The following is a 21,693-nucleotide window of genomic DNA, read 5'->3' on the forward strand; positions in this document are numbered from 1 at the left end:
GGGGAGTATAGCGCTCCGCAGCGGACGACCGGTCAGCGATCACGTCGACAACACGTCCAGCGGCACTTTCAGTTTGGCCGCCAGCGCTTGTGCCTCCAGGTGCCCGGCAGGCGCCAGCAGACGCAAAATCGCGCCTGATTGCGACGCCATTTTCTGCGCTTCGTGCACCAGGCGCTCGGCCACGCCACGACGACGGGTAATTTTTCGTACGCATAGTTGGGACAGATGCCAGACATCCTGATGACGTTGCAGACGTGCTGCACCCAACAGGCGATCGTTGAAGCGGCCGGCAATCAGCGAACCCTCAAGCAGGCAGCCTTCGATCAACTGCACATCCCCGGCAAACGGCGCAAACAGCCAGTCCGGCGCATCGCGGTAGATCTTCTGTAGATCTTGCTGGTCCTGGTAAGTGGCTTCGTTCAGCGGCTCGACTATGATCGGCATGGCGGTTCCTTCGGTGGTACGAGAACAGACAACGTACAAAAGGTGATGTCACTTTGGTTTTTCTGTCACGTACAGATGGTAACCTCTGCCGGTTCGTCCGTCCTTCTGCGACTTGATGTCACACCAAAATGGAGCTTCACCCCGATAAAACAGTCGTGCGTGCGCATAAAGGCTGGGGGTGAAGAGTGGCAGGCGAACCCTACTAATAATTGGGGGATACACAATGACCACGAGCATCACGGCGGACGGCCTCACGGCTGACCAGCCGTCGTTCCTGTCCAAGGAACGCATCATCGCCAAGCCCGGTTTCAACCGTTGGCTGGTCCCACCGGCCGCCCTGGCCATCCACCTTTGCATCGGCATGGCCTACGGCTTCTCGGTGTTCTGGTTGCCACTGTCCAAAGCCCTGGGCGTGACCAAGGCAGCGGCTTGCGCGCCGGACATGAGCTTCATCTCGCAAGTCTTTTCGTCCCAATGCGACTGGCCGATCTCGATGCTCGGCTGGATCTACACCCTGTTCTTCATCTTCCTTGGCTGCTCGGCAGCGATCTGGGGTGGCTGGCTGGAACACGCCGGGCCACGCAAGGCCGGCGTTGTATCGGCACTGTGCTGGTGTGGCGGTCTGCTGATTTCAGCGCTGGGGGTCTATACCCACCAGATATGGCTGATGTGGATCGGCTCCGGGGTCATTGGCGGTATCGGCCTGGGCTTGGGCTACATCTCGCCGGTTTCTACTCTGATCAAATGGTTCCCGGACAAACGCGGCATGGCGACCGGCATGGCGATCATGGGTTTTGGCGGTGGCGCGATGGTCGGTGCTCCGCTGGCCGCAGCCCTGATGGGCCACTTCGCTTCGCCAACCAGCGTCGGCGTATGGCAGAGCTTTCTGGTGATGGCCGCGATCTACTTCGTGTTCATGATCGGTGGTGCACTGTCCTACCGTGTTCCGCCAACCGGCTGGAAGCCTGAAGGCTGGACCGCTCCGGCGAAAAAAGCTTCCAACGCGATGATCACCCACCGTCACGTCCACGTGAATGTGGCGTGGAAAACCCCGCAATTCCGTCTGGTGTGGCTGGTGCTGTGCCTGAACGTATCCGCCGGTATCGGCATCCTCGGCATGGCATCGCCGCTGTTGCAGGAAGTGTTCGCCGGTAAGTTGCTGGGCACTGACCTGACGTTCGGTCAGTTGGACGCTTCGCAACTGGCCTCAATCGCTGCGATCGCTGCCGGTTTCACCGGTTTGCTGAGCCTGTTCAACATTGGTGGCCGGTTCTTCTGGGCGTCGTTCTCCGACTACCTGGGTCGCAAAAACACCTACTTCGTGTTCTTCGCCCTGGGCTTTGCTCTGTACGCGTTGATTCCAAACCTCGGTCACTTGGGCAACGTTGCGCTGTTCGTGGCGGCCTTCTGCATCATCCTGTCGATGTACGGCGGTGGTTTTGCGACGGTCCCTGCGTATCTCGCGGACCTGTTCGGCACGCAAATGGTCGGCGCGATCCATGGTCGCCTGCTGACTGCCTGGGCGGCGGCGGGCGTGTTGGGTCCCGTGTTGGTGAACTACCTGCGTGAATATCAGCTGAGCATCGGCGTTGAACGTGCCGCGGCTTATGACATCACGCTGTACATCCTCTCGGGCCTGCTGGTGCTGGGTTTCCTGTGCAACCTGCTGGTGCGTCCGGTGGCTGACAAGTACTTCATGACCGACGCTGAACTGGCTGCCGAACAGGCGCTGGGCCATGACAAGGGTGCTGATAGCAGCACCGTATTGGAGTGGAAAGCGGATGCGGGCACCAAGCCGTTGGCGATTGCTGCATGGCTGGTGGTGGGTATTCCGTTGGCGTGGGGTGTTTGGGTGACCCTGCAGAAAACTGCAGTCCTCTTCCACTAAGTAAACGCAACACCCTGTGGGAGCGAGCAAGCTCGCTCCCACGTTTGATCTTCATAAACACGAATTTTTGTGCTCGTCCGCTTGTACTGACATGTATATCCCCGAAAACACGGGGTCCTGTCCGTCAGGGATATCACCTCTCGTGTTTCTGTTTCCGGCCCGCGCCCCTATAATGGTTGCCTTTTTCGCCCAATGATTTTGCGGAGCTGGTGATGGCCGAACGTAAGGCGTCAGTCGAGCGCGACACTCTGGAAACCCAGATCAAAGCCTCGATCAACCTGGATGGCACCGGAAAGGCCCGATTTGATATCGGTGTTCCTTTTCTTGAGCACATGCTGGACCAGATCGCCCGTCACGGGCTGATCGACATGGATATTGTCAGCAAGGGCGACCTGCATATCGACGACCACCACACGGTGGAAGACGTCGGTATCACCCTGGGTCAGGCCTTCGCCAAAGCCATCGGCGACAAGAAAGGCATCCGTCGCTACGGCCACGCCTACGTGCCGCTCGATGAAGCGCTGTCGCGCGTGGTGATCGACTTCTCCGGCCGTCCTGGCCTGCAGATGCATGTTCCCTATACCCGCGCCACCGTCGGCGGCTTCGACGTTGACCTGTTCCAGGAGTTCTTCCAGGGCTTCGTCAACCATGCACTCGTCAGCCTGCACATCGACAACCTGCGTGGCACCAACACCCACCACCAGATCGAAACCGTGTTCAAGGCTTTCGGCCGCGCCCTGCGCATGGCCGTAGAGCTGGATGACCGCATGGCCGGTCAGATGCCGTCGACCAAGGGCGTTCTGTAATGCAGACGGTCGCGGTTATCGATTACGGCATGGGCAACCTGCACTCGGTGGCCAAGGCCCTCGAGCACGTCGGTGCCGGCAAGGTCCTGATCACCAGCGATGCCGACGTGATTCGCGAAGCTGACCGGGTGGTATTTCCCGGCGTCGGCGCGATTCGCGATTGCATGGCGGAGATCCGTCGCCTTGGCTTCGATTCGCTGGTGCGTGAAGTCAGCCAGGACCGTCCGTTCCTTGGCATCTGCGTGGGCATGCAAGCCTTGCTCGACAGCAGTGAAGAGAACGACGGCGTCGACTGCATCGGCCTGTTTCCAGGCGCAGTGAAGTTCTTCGGAAAAGGCCTGCACGAAGATGGCGAGCACCTGAAAGTCCCGCACATGGGCTGGAACGAAGTGAAGCAGACGGTCACACACCCGCTGTGGCACAACATTCCGGACCTGTCGCGTTTCTATTTCGTGCACAGCTACTACATCGCTGCCGGCAACCCGCGGCAAGTGGTGGGTGGCGGTCACTACGGTGTCGACTTCGCCGCCGCGCTGGCCGATGGCTCGCGTTTCGCCGTGCAGTTCCACCCGGAAAAGAGCCATACCCATGGCCTGCAACTGTTGCAGAACTTCGCCGCGTGGGATGGTCGCTGGTAAATGGCCGTCAAGAAGGGCAAGCCGCCGATCCTGACCCTCACTCCTGAACAGGAGAGCGAGGCCAATCACAAGATCAAACGCTTCATGGAGGATCGCTTCGAACTGGACCTGGGTTCATTCGAGGCGGCTGAAATCCTTGAGCTGTTTACCCGTGAAATTGCTCCGCACTATTACAACAGGGCGATTTTCGATGTGCAGACGCACCTCAAAGAGAGGTTCGAAAGCATCGAAAGCGACCTGTGGGCGCTCGAGAAAAACTGATTTTCGAGTGAAGCTGAACAATCGAATTTGAAGGTTTGCCAGATGCTGATTATTCCCGCTATCGATCTTAAAGACGGTGCCTGTGTTCGTCTGCGCCAGGGCCGCATGGAAGATTCCACGGTGTTTTCCGATGACCCGGTGAGCATGGCTGCCAAGTGGGTGGAGGGCGGTTGCCGTCGTCTGCATCTGGTCGACTTGAACGGCGCTTTCGAAGGCCAGCCGGTCAACGGCGAAGTGGTCACCGCCATCGCCAAGCGCTACCCGAACCTGCCGATCCAGATCGGCGGCGGTATCCGTTCCCTGGAAACCATCGAACACTACGTGAAGGCCGGCGTGAGCTACGTGATCATCGGCACCAAAGCCGTGAAAGATCCGGCCTTCGTCGCTGAAGCCTGCCGCGCGTTCCCGGGCAAGGTTATAGTCGGTCTGGATGCCAAGGACGGTTTCGTCGCCACCGATGGCTGGGCTGAGATCAGCACCATTCAGGTGATCGACCTGGCCAAGCAATTCGAAGCTGATGGCGTGTCCGCGATCGTTTATACCGACATCGCCAAAGACGGCATGATGCAGGGCTGCAACGTACCGTTCACCGCTGCGTTGGCCGCTGCAACCAAGATCCCGGTGATCGCTTCCGGTGGCATCCACAACCTCGGTGACATCAAGTCGCTGCTCGACGCCAAGGCGCCAGGCATCATCGGCGCCATCACTGGCCGGGCGATCTACGAAGGCACTCTCGATGTCGCTGAAGCGCAAGCTTTCTGCGATTCGTACAAAGGCTGAGGACTGACCATGGCGCTGGCCAAACGCATCATCCCTTGCCTGGACGTGGATAACGGCCGGGTGGTCAAGGGCGTCAAGTTCGAGAACATCCGCGACGCCGGTGATCCGGTAGAAATCGCCCGTCGCTATGACGAGCAGGGTGCCGACGAGATTACCTTTCTCGACATCACCGCCAGCGTCGATGGCCGCGACACCACGCTGCATACCGTCGAGCGCATGGCCAGCCAGGTGTTCATTCCGCTGACCGTGGGCGGCGGCGTGCGTACCGTGCAGGACATTCGCAACTTGTTGAATGCTGGCGCGGACAAGGTCTCGATCAACACTGCGGCGGTGTTCAACCCGGAATTCGTTGGCGAAGCTGCTCAACATTTCGGTTCGCAGTGCATCGTCGTTGCCATCGACGCCAAGAAGGTTTCACTGCCGGGTGAAACCCCGCGCTGGGAGATTTTCACCCACGGCGGCCGCAAGCCGACCGGTCTCGACGCCGTTGAATGGGCGAAGAAAATGGAAGGCCTGGGTGCCGGTGAAATCCTGCTGACCAGCATGGACCAGGACGGCATGAAAAACGGCTTTGACCTCGGCGTTACTCGCGCCATCAGCGATGCCTTGGGGATTCCGGTGATCGCCTCCGGCGGCGTCGGCAACCTGCAACATTTGGCCGACGGCATTATCGAAGGCCACGCCAGCGCGGTGTTGGCGGCGAGTATTTTCCACTTCGGCGAATACACCGTGCAGGAAGCCAAGGCCTACATGGCTCATCGCGGCATCGTGATGCGCTAAACAAACCGATACAGGCCAGTGGACATCATGGCGGGCTCAAGGCACTCTTGGGTACGCCATGGATTCAGGTAGCCAGACATGCTTAGACGCCTTCTTTTCGCCCTCGCCAGCGCTTCTCTATTGCTCGTCAATGGGGTGCATGCCGCAGTAACTCCCGACACCGATCTGGTGTTGCTGACGGAAAACTTCCCGCCGTACAACATGGCGAAAAACGGCAAGAACTTCGCTCAGGGCGAGAACATCAACGGCATCGCCGTGGACATCGTCCGCGAGATGTTCAAGCGTGCCAACGTCACTTACAGCCTGACGCTACGCTTCCCTTGGGAACGAATCTACAAGATCGCCCTCGAGAAACCCGGTTACGGCGTGTTCGTGATGGCTCGGTTGCCGGACCGCGAGAATCTCTTCAAGTGGGTCGGCCCGATTGGCCCGGATGACTGGATCATGCTGGCCAAGGCTGACAGCAAGATCACCCTCGAGACGCTGGATCAGGCGCGCAAATACAAGATTGGTGCCTATAAGGGCGATGCGATTGCCGAGACGTTGGCCAAGCAGGGATTGAAGCCGATTGTCGTGCTGCGGGATCAGGACAACGCGAAGAAACTGGTCAACGGCCAGATCGACCTGTGGGCCACCGGCGACCCTGCCGGCCGTTACCTCGCGCGACAGGATGGCGTGACCGGCCTCAAGACCGTGATGCGATTCAACAGCGCTGAGTTGTACTTGGCGCTGAACAAGGACGTACCGGACGAAACCGTTGCTAAGCTGCAGGCTGCGCTGGATCAACTACGCAAAGAAGGCGTGGTGGACGACATCATGGCGCGGTATCTCTAGGTTTCACTGATCGTTCCCACGCTCTGCGTGGTAATGCCTCCCGTGACACTCAGCGTCACAGTGGACGCGGAGCGTCCATGGCTGCATTCCCACGCAGAGCATGGGAACGATCTTGTTCAGCGATAAATTCCATCCTTGCCATGTGCAGTCGTTGCGCGGTTCCCGCGCACGCTGATCATCAACTTGATATCGATCCAGTCAATTCCCTGAGCCTTGAGCTTGGGCAGCTCACGCTCCAACACCGCCAACGTCTGCGGGTATGGATGACCAATCATCACCGCCGAGCCCTGTTTGCGCGCCAGGTTGATCGCCGTCTGTAGCTGCGTGAAGATCGCCGCTTCAGTGCGCTCATCATCCAGAAACACATCCCGCGAAACACTCGCTAACCCGATTTTCTGCGCCTCGGCCGCCGCTACGGTTTGTGCGCTGGTGCGGCTGTCGACGAAGAATTTGTGCCGACGTTGCAGGTCCGCCATCAACCAGGTCATGGCGGCCGGCTGAGCCGTCATGCGGCTGCCCATGTGGTTGTTGATGCCAGCGGTGTAGGGCACGACCTTGAGTGCTGCGTTCAGACGCTTCTCGAGTTCTTCGATAGGCAAATCGGGGTGCCAGGCGAACGGGCCGGTGGCCGGGTCCATGGGCATGTGCAGGATGACGATCTTGCCGGCACGATGGGCCTCGCGGGCGAATTCGGTGGCGTGGGGTGTGTCGGGCATGATCGCCGTGGTGACGGGGCCGGGCAGGGCCAGCACGCGACGATCCCGGGGCAGGTTCTGCCCCAGGTCATCGATGATCAGACTTAGGTAGGCTTTTTGAGGCGCCGTCGCGACAGGCGCTGCATGAGCAACACCCGCCAGACAGCACAGCAAGCCGAGGATGAACCGCAGCTGCATCTCAGCGGCCGGAGGTGATGCTCAGCCCTTTGAGCAGGCTCAGCGCCTGGGCCAATTGGTAGTCGTCATCCTGCGGCATCGCCTTGGCTTTGCCGCTGGAGCTGGTCGGTTTGTCGGCGCCGCCGTTGCCATTGCCCAGGTGACCTTGCAGATCGGCTTCCTTAAAGTACTCGCCGTCCTGCTCGCTGGTGATCTTGGCCTTGCGCACTTCGATATCCGGGACGATGCCCTGAGCCTGGATCGAGCGACCATTCGGCGTGTAATACAGCGCCGTGGTGATTTTCAGTGCGCGTTCGTTGTTCAGCGGCAGGACGGTTTGTACCGAGCCTTTGCCGAAACTGGTGGTACCCATGACCACCGCGCGTTTTTGATCCTGCAAGGCACCGGCGACAATTTCCGACGCCGAGGCGCTGCCGCCGTTGATCAGTGCGACCATTGGCACGGCTTCGCTTTCGTCTTTGCCGGTGGCGGAGAAGCGCAGTTCGGAGTTGGCGATACGGCCCTTGGTGTAAACGATCAGGCCCTTGGTGATGAAGTGGTCGACCACTTCCACCGCCGCTTGCAGCACGCCGCCCGGGTTGTTCCGCAGGTCAAGAATGATACCTTTGAGCTTCTTGCCGTTGTCCTTGCGCAGCTTGGCCAGGGCTTTGGAGACTTCGTCACCGGTCTTGACCTGGAACTGGGTGATGCGGATGTAGCCGTAACCGGATTCCAGCAACTGGCTCTTCACGCTCTTCACTTGAATGATGGCGCGGGTCAGTGTCACGTCGAACGGTGTACCGCCGTCACGTACCAGGGTCAGGGTGATTTTCTGGCCGATCTTGCCGCGCATCTTGTCCACGGCTTCGGTCATGCTCTGGCCACGGGTCGGCTGGCCGTTGATCTTGACGATGAAGTCGCCGGCCTGAATGCCAGCCTTGGAGGCCGGGGTGTCATCAATCGGTGAAACGACCTTGATGAAACCGTCTTCAGCGCCGACTTCGATGCCCAGGCCGCCAAATTCGCCGCTGGTGCTTTCCTGCAATTCAGCGAAGTCTTCCGGGCCCAGGTAGGCGGAGTGTGGGTCGAGGTTGCTGAGCATGCCTTTGATGGCGTTTTCCAACAGGGTCTTGTCGTCCACCGGCTCGACATAGGCGGCTTTGATCCGGTCCATGACCTCGGCGAAGGTGCGCAGCTCTTCCAGCGGCAATGGCGCCTTGGTGGTCGCAGCAGTGCCCGCAGGCGCGACTGCCGGAGCAGGTTGAGCGGCGAACGCCAGAGGCGCGCCGATCACCAGGGCGATCGTCAGGGCCAGCGAGGTAAGGCGGGACAAATGCAGCATGTCGAACGAACTCCTGAAGTAGATGGCGTACTTATCCTTGCGCACGACACCATTGCGCCGGATCACTCGGGTGACCCTGCTGACGAATAGCGAAATACAGCGCTGGTGTGTCCTGCCCGCCACTGCTACCCACAGTGGAGATGGACTCACCGGCTTTTACAACGTCACCCGCAGACTTGAGCAGCGTCTGGTTGTGACCATAAAGACTCAAAAAACCGTTGCCATGGTCGAGAATCACCAGCAGCCCGGCGCCACGCAACCAGTCGGCGAACACCACGCGACCGCCATGCACGGCGTGCACCTGGCTGCCGGCGGAGGAGCTGATCATCACGCCGTCCCACTTGGTGCGGGCGTCATCGCCACGGGTTTCGCCAAAGCGTGCCAGCAGTCGACCATCAACGGGCCAAGGAAGTTTTCCCCGGCTTGACGCGAAAGGGCCACCAAAGGTCTCGCCTGAGCTTGATACCAGAGCGCCGGGCGTCGATTTAACAGGTTTGCGTGGGGCGTCAGTGGCGTCTGCGTCTGCGTCTGCTTCAGCCTGAGCCTCACGTAAACGCTTTTTTTCGGCTTCCTGCTGGGCGATCAGCGCTTTTTGCCGCGCTTCCTCTGCCTCACGGGCCTGACGGGCCAGGGTTTCTTCAATGGTTTTAAGGACTTTAGACAGGTCTGCCTGATCCTGCTCGCGGGCTGCCAGCTTCTGATCGCGGGCCTTCACGTCGTCGCTGAGCTTGGCCAGGACTTGCTGGCGCTCCTTGCGGACTTTGTCCAGTTCGTCGCGCTGGCTGTCGAGGCTGCTTTTCTGCACCAGCAATTGCGCCTGTTGCATGGCGATGTCTTTCTCGACATTGGCCAGTTGGCGCAGGGTTTCGTTGAAATTCTTCAGCTGCTCCAGGCGGGCTTGGCTCAGGTAGTCGTAATAGGTGAGGGTGCGGGCGAATTTTTCCGGGTTTTGCTGGTTGAGCAGCAGCTTCAGGTACTCCTGACGGCCGTTTTGATAAGCCGCGCGGGCCTGAATGGCGATCAGTCGCTGCTGTTCAATGCGCGCGCTCTGGAGTTTTTTTTTCTCGGTATCGAGTCGCTGCAGCTCGGATTCGCTTTTCTTCAGCTCTTTTTGCAGGGCTTCGACCTGCTTCTCAAGCTTGCCCATCTCGGTTTCGGTGCCTTTGAGGTCTTTTTGCACACCGGATTTTTCTTCCTGGAGCTTGCCCAGCAGTTTTTTCAGCTCGGCAATGTCCTGACGCGTGGCGTCCAACTGTTGTTGGGTTTGCGCGCGCTCGTCAGCAAAGGCCGGTTGGAGCAGGCATGTCAGAGCAAGGGCTATCAGGACGCGAAGCATAGAGGCGGGCGACACCAGGGAAAGGGACGGCCTAGTATGCCCGCCAAGCGATGCAAAAAAAACGCCTCAAAGGCAACTGCTTTGAGGCGTTCGTCATAAAAAGCCGTTTCGGGCTATTTATCGGGCGTTTTTGCCATCAGACCAATATCGAAGTGCCAGTCATTTCGGCAGGTTTCTCAAGCCCCATCAACATCAGCATGGTCGGGGCCACATCCGCCAGCACGCCGCCGTCGCGAACCTTGAATTCACGCTTGCCGACATAGATGAACGGTACCGGCTCGGTGGTGTGAGCGGTGTGAGCCTGGCCGGTGGACTCGTCGGCCATTTGCTCGACATTGCCGTGGTCGGCGGTGATCAGCGCTTCGCCGCCGACTTTTTCCAGCGCGTCGACGATGCGGCCGACACACAGGTCCAGGCATTCAACAGCTTTGACGGCGGCGTCGAACACGCCGCTGTGGCCAACCATGTCGCCGTTGGCGTAGTTGACCACGATCACGTCGTAACGCTGGTTTTCGATAGCGTCGACGATGCGGTCGGTGACTTCCGGGGCGCTCATCTCGGGCTGCAGGTCATAGGTGGCGACTTTCGGCGACGGGATCAGGATGCGCTCTTCGCCCGGGAACGGTTCTTCGCGACCGCCGGAGAAGAAGAAGGTCACGTGGGCATACTTCTCGGTCTCGGCGATGCGCAGCTGGGTCTTGCCGTTTTTCGCCAAGTAGTCGCCTAGTACGTTGTCCAGGCTGCCAGCAGCGAAGGCCGATGGCGCGGGAATGCTGGCGGCGTACTGGGTCAACATGACGAAGCCGGCCAGTTTTGGCTGGCGCGCACGTTCGAATTCCTTGAAATCGTCTTCAACGAAGACGCGGGTCAGTTCACGGGCGCGGTCGGCGCGGAAGTTCATGAACACCACGGCGTCGCCGTCTTCGACTTTCACCGGCTCACCGATGGAGGTTGCTTTAACGAATTCGTCGCTCTCGCCACGTTCGTACGCGGCTTGCAGGCCTTCCTGAGCGTTGGCGGCGTTGAATTCGCCGTTGCCATCGACAATCAGGTTGTAAGCCTGGGACACGCGGTCCCAACGGTTGTCGCGGTCCATGGCGAAGTACCGGCCGACAATGCTGGCGATCCTGCCTTTGCCGAGGGCCTGAAAGCTTGCGTCCAGCAGTTCGATCGACGACTGAGCGCTTTTCGGCGGGGTGTCGCGGCCGTCGAGGAAGGCGTGCAGGTAGATTTTTTCGGCGCCGCGCTTGAAAGCCAGTTCGGCCATGGCAACCAAGTGATCCTGGTGGCTGTGAACGCCGCCATCGGACAGCAGGCCCATGAAGTGCACAGCTTTACCGGCAGCGACGGCTTTATCCACAGCGGCACAGATAGTCGGGTTTTCGAAAAACTCGCCATCGCTGATCGATTTGGTCACGCGCGTGAAGTCTTGATACACCACGCGGCCAGCCCCGAGGTTCATGTGGCCGACTTCGGAGTTGCCCATCTGGCCTTCGGGCAGGCCGACGTCCATGCCGCTGCCCGAGATCAGGCCGTTCGGCACGTTGGCCCATAAACGGTCCAGCACGGGCTTCTTGGCCGCAAAGATGGCGTTGGATTCAGGGCTCTCACTGTGACCGAAGCCGTCGAGAATAATCAGGACCAAAGGTTTAGGCGTGGTAGTCATGGATTCCACTCGTGGCTGAAGTTAAAAGAGGGCGATGGAAAAGGGAGTGGCAGTTTAAAGGCAAGTTCAATCCACGTCACCGCCGGACGGGGTTTGGCCCACCATAGTGGCTGTGTATACTGGCCGACATTTTAACGCCCTGGAACCTCCTTCGATGGTTGATCACCTGATTGCATTTGCCACTACCCACTATCTGCTCGTCGGCATCTTCGCCGTTCTGCTGGCTCTGCTGATCGCCCATGAGATGAAGGGCGGCGGCCGTAGCCTGAGCACCGGCGAACTGACCGGGCTGGTCAACAAGGACGCAGGCGTGGTGATCGACATTCGTCCGACCAAGGATTTCGCCGCCGGTCACATTGTTGGCGCGGTGAACATTCCTCACGACAAACTGACCGCTCGCGTCGGCGAACTGGAAAAGCACAAGGCCAAGACCATCATCCTGGTCGATGCCATGGGCCAGACTGCCGGCACTCATGCCCGCGAACTGATGAAATCCGGCTTCATCGCCGCCAAGCTCTCCGGCGGCATTTCCAGCTGGAAGGGTGACAACCTGCCGCTGGTGAAGTGATATGAGCAACGTCGTCGTCTATTCCAGCGATTACTGCCCTTACTGCTCGCGAGCCAAGTACCTGCTCGAGAACAAAGGCGTAGCCTTCGAAGAGATCAAGGTCGATGGCAAGCCGCAGGTGCGTGCCGCCATGGCCCAGAAGGCCGGACGTACGTCCGTGCCGCAGATCTGGATCGGCGAGCGCCACATTGGTGGCTGTGATGATTTGTTTGCCCTGGAGCGCGCCGGCAAGCTCGACGCCATGCTCAAGGCTTGAATGCCTTCCCTGTAAGACCCCTAGATCAGAAAGGATCTGAGATGACTGACCAACAGAACACTGCAGCTAGCGAAGAAGAAACCGCACCGCAATTCTCCTTGCAGCGCATCTACGTACGTGACTTGTCCTTCGAAGCCCCGAAAAGCCCGGCGATCTTCCGTCAGCAGTGGGAACCAAGCGTCGGTCTGGATCTGAACACCCGTCAAAAGGCACTGGAAGGCGATTTCCACGAAGTCGTACTGACCCTGTCCGTCACCGTGAAGAACGGCGACGAAGTGGCGTTCATTGCTGAAGTGCAACAGGCCGGGATCTTCCTGATCAAGAACCTCGATGACGCTTCAATGAGCCACACCCTCGGCGCGTTCTGCCCGAACATCCTGTTCCCGTACGCTCGCGAAACCCTGGACAGCCTGGTCACCCGCGGTTCGTTCCCGGCCCTGATGCTGGCTCCGGTGAACTTCGACGCGCTGTACGCACAGGAACTGCAACGCATGCAGACTGCGGGCGAGACTACGACCGTTCAATAAGCGTTCTATGCAGTAACGAAAAAAGCGCCGTAACAGGCGCTTTTTTCATGGGCCAAGCAACGCTTACTTGAAGCCGAGCTGGCGCCAGCCTTCATACACGGCGACGGCGACAGTATTCGACAGGTTCAGGCTGCGGCAGCCTTCACGCATCGGCAGGCGCAGGCGCTGTTCACCGGGCAGCGCATCGAGTACTTCTGCCGGCAAACCACGGCTTTCCGGGCCGAACAGGAACGCATCACCCTCGGCGAAGCTGGCATCGTGGAACGGCCGCGAGCCCTTGGTGGTGAAGGCGAACAACCGAGGATGGCCGAGGCTTTCCAGACAGCTGGCGAGGTCTGCGTGGCGCTGCAGGGTGGCATACTCGTGGTAATCGAGGCCGGCCCGGCGCAGACGCTTGTCGTCCATCTCGAAGCCCAGCGGTTCGATCAAATGCAGGTGGCAGCCACTGTTGGCGCACAGCCTGATAACGTTGCCGGTATTCGGCGGAATTTCTGGTTGGAAAAGGATGACGTGAAACATGCACGGCTCCGAAGGTAAAGATGAGCAGCATTCTACGCCGCAAGCTGATCCGCGTTCGAAACTATTCCCGCGAGTGATGGCTTCGCTGGCGATTGTCGGTGTGATGGTGGGGCTGATGATCGGTCGCCTGACCACCCCCGACCCCAGCGAATTGCAGCAAGTGGAGGTGACGAACGATGGGCTGGTGGTGTGGTTCAACAACGAACCGAAGACCCATGGCGAGTTCGTCGACGGTAGCCTTGCGCTGCTGTTTGAAGCTGAAGGCAAGGCGCAGAAAGGTCAGCTCAAAATCAACGACAAGAGCGTGAACTGGCGAGTACGTTTGAGTGATGGGGGGTTGTTGCTGACGGTGGTGGCGGCCCGGCCACTGCAGGGCGATTGGATCGGTAGCGAGGTCGATGACCGCTGGCGGCTGGAGATCCATCTCCGAGAGCAATAAAAGAGGGAATCCCCGGCCTGCCTGTACCAAGGTTCCCGAAACTGGGTAGTGAATCGAATCACTGAATGGACTAATGCAGGGGGCGTGCCAGGTTTTCACGAATCGAAACAGAAAGCCGCTTTGAAGCGCTGAAAGCCCCGTGATTCGGGGCTTTCGTGTTTTTTCGATAGGGTTCGACTGCGAACGCGGGCGGGATTCTGGATCGATTGCTGTGCGCGATTGCGGTTCACGGTGCATTCAGGCGGTGCACGCAGGGGGCGATGATCGTTAAAAGTTAACCCTCATCCCCCTCATCATCATCCCCACCATCAACCTTCATCCCCAATTCCTTGATCTTGCGCGTCAGGGTATTACGCCCCCAGCCCAGCAAAACGGCGGCATCGCGGCGGCGGCCGGCGGTGTGTTTGAGGGCGGTCTCGATCATGATCCGCTCGAAGGCCGGCACGGCGCTGTCAAGCAGGTTCGACTGGCCACGGGCCAGCGCCTGATCAGCCCACTGGCGCAGCGCTTGCTCCCAGTTGGTCACCGGTGCTGAATCCTGCGGCAGGTTGAGCAGCTCTGGCGGCAGGTCGCTGATGTGCACTTCGCGACCCGAAGCCATCACCGTGATCCAGCGGCAGGTGTTCTCCAGCTGGCGCACGTTGCCGCCCCACGGCAGGTTCTTCAGGTATTCCTCGGTTTCGCTTTTCAGCAGCTTCGGTTCCACCGCCAGTTCTTGCGCGGCGCGGCTGAGGAAGTGCTTGGCCAGGGTCGGGATGTCTTCGCGACGGTCCGACAGGCGTGGAATATGGATGCGGATGACGTTGAGGCGGTGGAACAAGTCCTCACGGAATTTCCCGGCGTGCACCAGGGTTTCCAGATTCTGGTGAGTCGCGGCGATGATTCGCACATCGACCTTCACCGGCACATGGCCGCCGACGCGGTAGAACTCGCCGTCGGCCAAAACCCGCAGCAAACGAGTTTGGGTGTCTGCCGGCATGTCGCCGATTTCATCGAGGAACAGCGTGCCGCCGTCAGCCTGTTCAAAGCGCCCGCGACGCAGGTTGGCCGCGCCGGTGAACGCGCCTTTCTCATGGCCGAACAGCTCGGATTCCATCAGGTCTTTCGGGATCGCCGCCATGTTCAGCGCAATGAACGGCGAAGCCGCGCGCGGGCTGTGACGGTGCAGCGCGTGGGCCACCAGTTCTTTGCCGGTCCCGGATTCGCCGTTGATCAGCACGGTGATGTTGGAGTGGCTCAAGCGCCCGATGGCGCGAAACACTTCCTGCATCGCCGGCGCTTCACCGATGATTTCCGGGGTGCGGGTCAGGGCAACCGGGACTTCCAGGCCTTGCTGTTCCTGAGCGTGCTGGTTGGCGCGCTTGACCAAAGAAACTGCTTCATCAACGTCGAACGGCTTGGGCAGGTATTCAAACGCGCCGCCCTGATAGGACGCGACAGCGCTGTCCAGATCGGAGTGAGCGGTCATGATGATGACCGGCAGCCGTGGGTGTTGTTCGCGAATCCGCGCCAGAAGGTCCAGACCGCTGGCACCCGGCATGCGGATGTCGGAGATGATCACGTCCGGTTGCTGGCGCGCCAGGCGGCTCATCACGCCATCGGCGCTGTCGAAGCTTTGCGTGGTCATGCCTTCTTGCTGCAAGGCTTTTTCCAGGACCCAACGGATAGAACGGTCGTCATCGACGATCCACACGGTTTCACTACGGCTCATGTCGATGTGGCTCCTTGTTCCAGGGGCAGAAAGATCGAGAAAGTGGTGTGGCCTGGGTGGCTGTCACATTCGATCAGGCCCTGGTGCTGGCTGATGATGTTCTGGGTTATGGCCAGGCCCAGCCCGGTACCGTCCGGACGGCCGCTGACCATGGGAAAGAAGATGGTTTCCTGCAACTCCGCGGGAATGCCCGGGCCGTTGTCGATGATTTCGATTTTGGTCACCAGGCGATGACGCACGTGGCCGATGGTGAACTGGCGCATGGCGCGGGTACGCAGGCTGATGCGGCCAAGGCGCAGCTCGTTCTGGCTGCTGATGGCCTGCATCGCATTGCGCACAATGTTCAGCACGGCCTGAATCATTTGTTCGCGGTCAATCAACACGTCGGGAATGCTGGGGTCGTAGTCGCGTACCAAAGTAATGCAGCCCTGACTTTCGGCTTCCACCAGGTGACAGACGCGTTCGAGCACTTCGTGGACGTTGCACATCGCCAGCGACGGCAGTTTGTTGGAACCGAGCATGCGATCGACCAGGTTGCGCAGGCGATCAGCTTCTTCAATGATCACGTTGGTGTAGTCGCGCAGGCTTTCTTCCGGCAGCTCGCGAGCCAGCAACTGCGCCGCGCCGCGTATCCCGCCGAGAGGATTCTTGATTTCGTGAGCGAGGCCGCGCACCAGCATCTTGCTGGTTTCCTGCTTCGACAGCTGCGCTTCTTCCTTGGTGATGCGCAGCAAGCGGTCACGAGGGTGGACTTCCAACAGCAGCATGGTGGCGCCGTTGGCGAGGATCGGCGTGACCGCGTAGTCGACGGTCAGGGTCTGGCCGGTAAGCGCGGTGAGCATCGCTTCGCGCTTGGTGAACGGGTGCGCCTGCTCGACCGCCTGGCGCAGGGAATTCAGCGCCTCGGTGGATTCGGTGAACAACTCGCTGATGAACTGCCCATGGCTACGCTGACCACTGATGGCCAGGAGCATCTCCGCTGCCGGGTTCATGTACTCGAGGCGCAGTTCGGCGTCGAGCAGAATGGTAGCGGTGGTCAGGTTGTCGAGTAGCAAGCGGTGTAGTGCGTCGCTAATGGTCATCAGGACCTCTTTTGGAGCGGAGCATGCGCAAGAATCAAGCGCTGATACGAGGAAAATGCAAAAACCAAACCAAGGCTCCGAAAAGAAGCGTTTAAGGCCTGAAACGGGCGTTTGACGCTCGTTTGCGTGGCGTTCTGCCGGCTTTGGCGGGTACTTTCGAACCAAAATGGGTTGGGATGTGGGTACAGTGCAGTTTATTGCACCAATATAGTGCGCAAAGCCGAACGGCGTTAGAAGAAACGCAAGAAGGGATTTTTTGGCTCGATGGGTTTGTCTTTGAGCGGGCATTCTGGCCGTTGGCCGTAATCCGGGAGGGCGCAGGGTTTGACCTGGCGCTTCTGTGCGAGGGAGATGCGCAGCATGTGGAACGGCTGGTTGGCTGTGCGCTCAACGATGCGGCCCTGCTCGTCGAGGATTTCCACAGAGAGGTTATGGCTGCCGCGATCGATGTTGCTCAGGGCGAATACCGGGCTTGGGGCGGGCTCTGCGGTGGGTTGGCCGTCGAGTAGCAATCGGTAGCGATGGCCCCGTTGCAGGCCGGGCTCACTGGTGACACTGACGATTAGTTCTCCGGCGCTGCTGCGGACAGTGGCGTCTGGCTCCGGCACCAGTACGCGGAGCATGTCGTAGTGGAAAAGCGGTTTGGCTTCGGTTTTCTTTGGGGCTGTCATCGGCGCAGCACCGGTGGGGTTGGCGGACATGCGATTACTCGTCGCCAGCGGCACGCGCTTGGCGTTGCTGGCGCCTGGCTGGTCGGTGTAGACCCGATTGCCCTGGGCGTCGACGTAGGTGAAAACTTCGGCGGTCACCGGCAGGGCGATCAAGCAGGCGATCAGCAGCCACACCCTCACGGCTTATGCACCCGTTGTACGGTGAACGTCACGGTGGGGCTTTGCTGCACCAGGTTTTCCCCATCGATCACCTGCACTGCGAGGCTGTGTTCGCCGCGATCGGCGTTCACCAGTTGCAGGATCGGAACGTTGCTCGGTTGGCCGTAGGGCTGATCATCCAGCAACAACCTCAATAGATGCGGCCCTTGCAGGCGTGGCTTCATCAAAACGCTGACGGTGAAAGTGCCGTTGTTGGCGCGCAACGCCTCCTCGTTGGGCAGGCCGGTCAGTTCCAGTACCTCGTAGGCGCCACGAGGTTGCTCACGGCCGTTGGCTTCGGCAGATGGTGCAGGTTCGCCCGGCGGCTGGCTTTCGGCTCTGTTGAGCGGAGGCAATTCGACCGGTTGAGCTTTAACGCCGTCGGGCGGTTGATTGCTGTAGGCAGTGTTGCCGTCGGCGTCGGTGTACTTATAGATCTGCGCTGCGGCGGGCAGGGCGATCAGCAGCAAGATGAATAGAAAACCACGACCCATAAAATCGACCAGAAACGAACGCGTTGGATTGCAGCATAGGCGAGTGGTGCCGGTTAGCCCAAGTTGTAAACATTTGGGCATGAACTGCCAAAATCCCTCAAACACCACAAAACCCTGTGGGAGCGGGCTTGCTCGCGAATGCGGTGTATCAGTCAGCATTTATGTAACTGACACACCACATTCGCGAGCAAGCCCGCTCCCACATTGGATTTTTGTCAGCCATAGAATCGCAGCCACAAAAAAGGCCTCCCGAAGGAGGCCTCTTTTTGTCACGCCGCGTGCCGCAGCGCTACCGGATCAGCAGCTGTAGTACAGCTCGTATTCCAGTGGGTGTACGAAGGTACGTACTTTGATTTCTTCTTCGCTTTTCAGAGCGATGTAAGCGTCGATGAAGTCATCGCTGAAAACGCCGCCTTTGGTCAGGAACGCACGACCTTTGTCCAGTTCTTCCAGGGCTTCTTTCAGGCTGCCGCAAACTTGTGGGATCTCTTTCGCCTCTTCAGGCGGCAGGTCATACAGGTTTTTGTCAGCAGCATCGCCAGGGTGGATCTTGTTCTGGATACCATCCAGGCCGGCCATTACCAGGGCAGCGAAGGCCAGGTACGGGTTGGCTGCTGGATCCGGGAAGCGAGCTTCGATACGGCGAGCGCGAGGGCTGGACACGTAAGGAATACGGATCGAAGCGGAACGGTTACGAGCCGAGTAGGCCAGCATTACCGGTGCTTCGAAACCTGGGACCAGACGCTTGTAGGAGTTGGTCGACGGGTTGGTGAAGCCGTTCAGGGCCTTACCGTGCTTGATGATGCCGCCGATGAAGTACAGGGCGGTGTCGGACAGGCCGGCATAGCCTTCGCCAGCGAAGGTGTTCTTGCCATCTTTGGCGATGGACAGGTGAACGTGCATACCCGAGCCGTTGTCGCCGTACAGAGGCTTAGGCATGAAGGTTGCGGTGCGGCCATAAGCGACAGCCACGTTGTGTACGCAGTACTTCAGGGTCTGAACTTCGTCAGCCTTGGCTACCAGGGTGTTGAACTTCACACCGATTTCGTTCTGACCGGCAGTCGCCACTTCGTGGTGGTGAACTTCGATGACCAGGCCCATTTCTTCCATGGCGTTGCACATGGAGGTACGGATTTCGTGGTCGTGGTCGAACGGTGGAACCGGGAAGTAACCACCTTTGATGCCTGGGCGGTGGCCATGGTTGCCGCCTTCGATGTCTTGGTCGGACATCCACGAACCTTGTTCGGAGAAGATTTTGAACATCGAGCCGGAAATGTCGGACTTGAACTTCACCTGATCGAAGATGAAGAACTCAGGCTCTGGACCCACAAATACGGTGTCACCGATACCGGTCGACTTCAGGTATTCCTCGGCACGCTTGGCGATCGCGCGTGGGTCGCGATCGTAGCCTTGCATGGTCGAAGGCTCGATTACGTCGCAAACGATGATCAGCGTTGGATCTTCGGTGAACGGGTCGAGAACGGCAGTGCTGTCGTCCGGCAGCAGGATCATGTCGGAGGCTTCGATGCCTTTCCAGCCGGCGATGGAGGAACCGTCGAACATTTTGCCTTCTTCAAAGAAAGCGTCATCCAGCGCGTCGCGAGCCGGCATGGTCACGTGGTGCTGAGTGCCTTTGGTGTCCGTGAAGCGCAGATCAATCCATTTGACGTCATGATCTTTGATGAGTTGAACCGACTTCGACATAGTGTCCTCCGGGTGGCTTCGGGCTTAAGTAGTGGATGCCCTTGGAATGTGGGTGATGCCGGCGCGAATACTCTGCCAAGGCAACCTGCCTCACAAGGGAGCAAATTGCATGCCAGTGCCCCACCATGGGTTTTCTGCCCCAATATCACGCTTATAAAGGAACAAAGCAGCATAGAGCTGGAAATCGCGCCCCGTAATGTAGCGTTAAATTCAACAAATGACCTGTTTTGGTGCGCGCGAAACCTTCTGCACATTAACTGGTTAAACCTTGAGCAATTTCCGCTATAATCCGCGCCCCCCTTTTTCGGCTGGCCCAGCGCGCGCTGTTTTCATGAAACTAATCGTAAAAGTCTTCCCCGAGATCACCATCAAGAGCCGCCCGGTACGGATGCGTTTCATCCGCCAGTTGGCCAAAAACATCCGTACCGTGCTCCGCGATCTGGACCCGGCTGTGGTGGTGAATGGTGTGTGGGACAATCTCGAGCTGGAAACCCGCGTCAGCGAGCCCAAAGCCCTGAAGGAGATGACCGAGCGCCTGAGTTGCATGCCAGGCATCGCGCATTTCCTGCAGGTCGACGAATACCCGCTGGGCGACTTCGACGACATCGTCGCCAAGTGCAAGCAGCACTTCGGTGATGCGTTGGCCGGGAAGATCTTTTCGGTGCGCTGCAAGCGTGCCGGCAAGCACGAATTCAGCTCGATGGATGTCGAGAAATACGTCGGCAGCCAACTGCGTCGTCAGTGCGGCGCCGCCGGAATTTCGCTGAAAGAGCCCGAAATCGAAGTTCGTATCGAGATTCGCGACAAACGGTTGTTTGTGATCCACAGCCAGCACAACAGCATCGGCGGTTATCCGCTGGGTGCCCTGGAACAGACACTTGTGCTGATGTCCGGCGGTTTCGATTCCACCGTCGCCGCTTACCAGATCATGCGCCGCGGGCTGATGAGCCATTTTTGCTTCTTCAATCTGGGCGGGCGGGCCCATGAACTGGGCGTTATGGAAGTCGCGCACTTCATCTGGAAGAAGTACGGCAGCTCCCAACGCGTGTTATTTGTGAGTGTGCCGTTCGAGGAAGTACTGGGAGAAATTCTCGGTAAAGTCGATAACAGTCATATGGGTGTAGTTTTGAAGCGTATGATGTTGCGCGCTGCTTCCCGTATTGCCGATCGGCTGGACATTGATGCGCTGGTCACCGGCGAAGCGATTTCCCAAGTGTCGAGCCAGACGCTGCCGAACCTGTCCGTGATCGACTGCGTGACCGACAAGCTGGTCTTGCGTCCGCTGATCGCCAGTCACAAGCAGGACATCATCGACCTGGCCAACGAAATCGGTACTGCCGACTTCGCCAAGCACATGCCGGAATACTGCGGGGTCATCTCGGTGAACCCCAAGACACACGCCAAGCGTCCGCGCGTGGAGTACGAAGAACAACAGTTCGACATGGCAGTACTTGAGCGTGCGCTCGAGAACGCCAAGCTGGTGCCGATCGATCGCGTGATCGACGAATTGGGCCAGGATGTGCAGATTGAAGAAGTCAGCGAAGCGCTGGCCGGTCAGATCGTCATCGACATCCGTCACCCGGATGCCGCTGAAGATGACCCGATGGACTTGGCTGGCATCGAGGTACAAGCGATGCCGTTTTATGCATTGAACGCTCGTTTCAAGGAACTGGACCCTACTCGCCAGTACCTGCTGTATTGCGACAAAGGCGTGATGAGTCGCCTGCATGCCCACCATTTGCTCAGTGAGGGGCATGCCAATGTGCGCGTTTATCGACCGAGCTAAGAGCCCGGGGCTGTTTGCCTGTGGCCTGCGTCACCGGCCCCCCGACGCCGCCGTCAAGCTGTAACGGCAAGGCCTGACTCTACTGTTAATC

The 21,693-nt window shown here is 59.2% G+C and carries 23 protein-coding genes; 12 read left to right on the plus strand and 11 right to left on the minus strand.

Features of this window, described 5'->3' with window-relative positions:
* Positions 1–39 precede the first annotated feature (39 nt).
* A complete protein-coding gene (locus tag ACYZTU_RS02770) occupies positions 40–444 on the minus strand; it encodes an acetyl-CoA sensor PanZ family protein (protein WP_449642796.1) in 405 nt (134 codons plus the stop codon).
* A gap of 223 nt (positions 445–667) precedes the next feature.
* Between ACYZTU_RS02770 and ACYZTU_RS02775 the strand changes: the two genes are divergently transcribed.
* From ACYZTU_RS02775 to ACYZTU_RS02805, 7 genes are all read left to right on the plus strand, one after another.
* Positions 668–2,332, plus strand: coding sequence for an OFA family MFS transporter (locus tag ACYZTU_RS02775; protein WP_461967846.1), 1,665 nt, complete (start codon positions 668–670; stop codon positions 2,330–2,332).
* A gap of 212 nt (positions 2,333–2,544) precedes the next feature.
* A complete protein-coding gene (gene hisB / locus ACYZTU_RS02780) occupies positions 2,545–3,138 on the plus strand; it encodes an imidazoleglycerol-phosphate dehydratase HisB (RefSeq protein ID WP_123367004.1) in 594 nt (197 codons plus the stop codon).
* A complete protein-coding gene (hisH, locus tag ACYZTU_RS02785; RefSeq protein WP_461967847.1) occupies positions 3,138–3,776 on the plus strand; it encodes an imidazole glycerol phosphate synthase subunit HisH in 639 nt (212 codons plus the stop codon). Before hisB ends, hisH begins: the two co-directional genes overlap by 1 nt.
* Complete coding sequence (locus ACYZTU_RS02790) at positions 3,777–4,037, plus strand: DUF2164 domain-containing protein (protein ID WP_223488525.1); 261 nt, start codon at positions 3,777–3,779, stop codon at positions 4,035–4,037.
* A 42-nt stretch (positions 4,038–4,079) separates the two neighbouring features.
* Positions 4,080–4,817, plus strand: a complete 738-nt coding sequence (hisA, locus tag ACYZTU_RS02795) for a 1-(5-phosphoribosyl)-5-[(5-phosphoribosylamino)methylideneamino]imidazole-4-carboxamide isomerase (RefSeq protein ID WP_033058290.1) — start codon at positions 4,080–4,082, stop codon at positions 4,815–4,817.
* Between the two features lie 9 nt (positions 4,818–4,826).
* Positions 4,827–5,597, plus strand: coding sequence for an imidazole glycerol phosphate synthase subunit HisF (gene hisF, locus ACYZTU_RS02800; RefSeq protein ID WP_121731627.1), 771 nt, complete (start codon positions 4,827–4,829; stop codon positions 5,595–5,597).
* A gap of 78 nt (positions 5,598–5,675) precedes the next feature.
* A complete protein-coding gene (locus tag ACYZTU_RS02805; protein ID WP_461967848.1) occupies positions 5,676–6,431 on the plus strand; it encodes a substrate-binding periplasmic protein in 756 nt (251 codons plus the stop codon).
* Positions 6,432–6,547: 116 nt separating this feature from the next.
* Here ACYZTU_RS02805 and ACYZTU_RS02810 read toward each other — a convergent pair whose 3' ends face one another.
* From ACYZTU_RS02810 to gpmI, 4 genes are all read right to left on the minus strand, one after another.
* Positions 6,548–7,324: a divergent polysaccharide deacetylase family protein gene (locus ACYZTU_RS02810; protein WP_461967849.1), complete on the minus strand. Its 777-nt coding sequence runs from the start codon at positions 7,322–7,324 to the stop codon at positions 6,548–6,550.
* 1 nt (position 7,325) lies between these two features.
* Positions 7,326–8,645, minus strand: a complete 1,320-nt coding sequence (locus ACYZTU_RS02815) for a S41 family peptidase (RefSeq protein ID WP_449642791.1) — start codon at positions 8,643–8,645, stop codon at positions 7,326–7,328.
* Between the two features lie 31 nt (positions 8,646–8,676).
* Complete coding sequence (locus ACYZTU_RS02820; protein ID WP_461967850.1) at positions 8,677–9,981, minus strand: murein hydrolase activator EnvC family protein; 1,305 nt, start codon at positions 9,979–9,981, stop codon at positions 8,677–8,679.
* Positions 9,982–10,117: 136 nt separating this feature from the next.
* Positions 10,118–11,647: a 2,3-bisphosphoglycerate-independent phosphoglycerate mutase gene (gpmI, locus tag ACYZTU_RS02825; RefSeq protein ID WP_461967851.1), complete on the minus strand. Its 1,530-nt coding sequence runs from the start codon at positions 11,645–11,647 to the stop codon at positions 10,118–10,120.
* Positions 11,648–11,801: 154 nt separating this feature from the next.
* On the opposite strand from gpmI, the gene ACYZTU_RS02830 reads away from it, so the two are divergent.
* The 3 genes from ACYZTU_RS02830 to secB are packed head-to-tail and all read left to right on the plus strand — an operon-like array spanning position 11,802 to position 12,998.
* Positions 11,802–12,215, plus strand: a complete 414-nt coding sequence (locus ACYZTU_RS02830; protein WP_461967852.1) for a rhodanese-like domain-containing protein — start codon at positions 11,802–11,804, stop codon at positions 12,213–12,215.
* Position 12,216: 1 nt separating this feature from the next.
* Positions 12,217–12,471, plus strand: a complete 255-nt coding sequence (gene grxC, locus ACYZTU_RS02835; RefSeq protein WP_010464569.1) for a glutaredoxin 3 — start codon at positions 12,217–12,219, stop codon at positions 12,469–12,471.
* Between the two features lie 41 nt (positions 12,472–12,512).
* Positions 12,513–12,998 carry a protein-export chaperone SecB gene (gene secB / locus ACYZTU_RS02840; protein WP_461967853.1) on the plus strand — a complete coding sequence of 162 codons (486 nt, stop codon included), beginning with the start codon at positions 12,513–12,515 and terminating at the stop codon, positions 12,996–12,998.
* Between the two features lie 63 nt (positions 12,999–13,061).
* On the opposite strand, the gene ACYZTU_RS02845 is transcribed toward secB, so the two are convergent.
* On the minus strand, positions 13,062–13,517 hold the full coding sequence (locus ACYZTU_RS02845; protein ID WP_007949025.1) for a tRNA (cytidine(34)-2'-O)-methyltransferase: 456 nt from the start codon (positions 13,515–13,517) through the stop codon (positions 13,062–13,064).
* Here ACYZTU_RS02845 and ACYZTU_RS02850 point away from each other — a divergent pair.
* Positions 13,516–13,956 carry a hypothetical protein gene (locus ACYZTU_RS02850; protein ID WP_461967854.1) on the plus strand — a complete coding sequence of 147 codons (441 nt, stop codon included), beginning with the start codon at positions 13,516–13,518 and terminating at the stop codon, positions 13,954–13,956. The two genes, ACYZTU_RS02845 and ACYZTU_RS02850, sit on opposite strands and share 2 nt — an antisense overlap.
* Before the next feature lie 274 nt (positions 13,957–14,230).
* Here the strand turns inward: ACYZTU_RS02850 and ntrC are convergent, their stop codons facing one another.
* The 5 genes from ntrC to glnA form a co-directional block, all read right to left on the minus strand.
* The gene (ntrC, locus tag ACYZTU_RS02855; protein WP_449642787.1) at positions 14,231–15,667 is read right to left on the minus strand and encodes a nitrogen regulation protein NR(I); all 1,437 of its coding nucleotides are present in this window, start codon (positions 15,665–15,667) and stop codon (positions 14,231–14,233) included.
* Positions 15,664–16,749 carry a nitrogen regulation protein NR(II) gene (glnL, locus tag ACYZTU_RS02860; protein WP_008024908.1) on the minus strand — a complete coding sequence of 362 codons (1,086 nt, stop codon included), beginning with the start codon at positions 16,747–16,749 and terminating at the stop codon, positions 15,664–15,666. Before glnL ends, ntrC begins: the two co-directional genes overlap by 4 nt.
* A gap of 230 nt (positions 16,750–16,979) precedes the next feature.
* Positions 16,980–17,600: a DUF4124 domain-containing protein gene (locus ACYZTU_RS02865; protein ID WP_461967856.1), complete on the minus strand. Its 621-nt coding sequence runs from the start codon at positions 17,598–17,600 to the stop codon at positions 16,980–16,982.
* Positions 17,597–18,112, minus strand: coding sequence for a DUF4124 domain-containing protein (locus tag ACYZTU_RS02870; protein WP_461967857.1), 516 nt, complete (start codon positions 18,110–18,112; stop codon positions 17,597–17,599). The genes ACYZTU_RS02865 and ACYZTU_RS02870 overlap by 4 nt, the downstream gene beginning before the upstream one ends.
* A 297-nt stretch (positions 18,113–18,409) precedes the next feature.
* On the minus strand, positions 18,410–19,816 hold the full coding sequence (glnA, locus tag ACYZTU_RS02875; protein ID WP_140668136.1) for a glutamate--ammonia ligase: 1,407 nt from the start codon (positions 19,814–19,816) through the stop codon (positions 18,410–18,412).
* 331 nt (positions 19,817–20,147) lie between these two features.
* Here glnA and thiI point away from each other — a divergent pair, with 331 nt between their 5' ends.
* Positions 20,148–21,602 carry a tRNA uracil 4-sulfurtransferase ThiI gene (thiI, locus tag ACYZTU_RS02880; RefSeq protein ID WP_461967859.1) on the plus strand — a complete coding sequence of 485 codons (1,455 nt, stop codon included), beginning with the start codon at positions 20,148–20,150 and terminating at the stop codon, positions 21,600–21,602.
* Positions 21,603–21,693: the final 91 nt, after the last annotated feature.

This window comes from Pseudomonas sp. HLT2-19-2, from assembly GCF_054898005.1.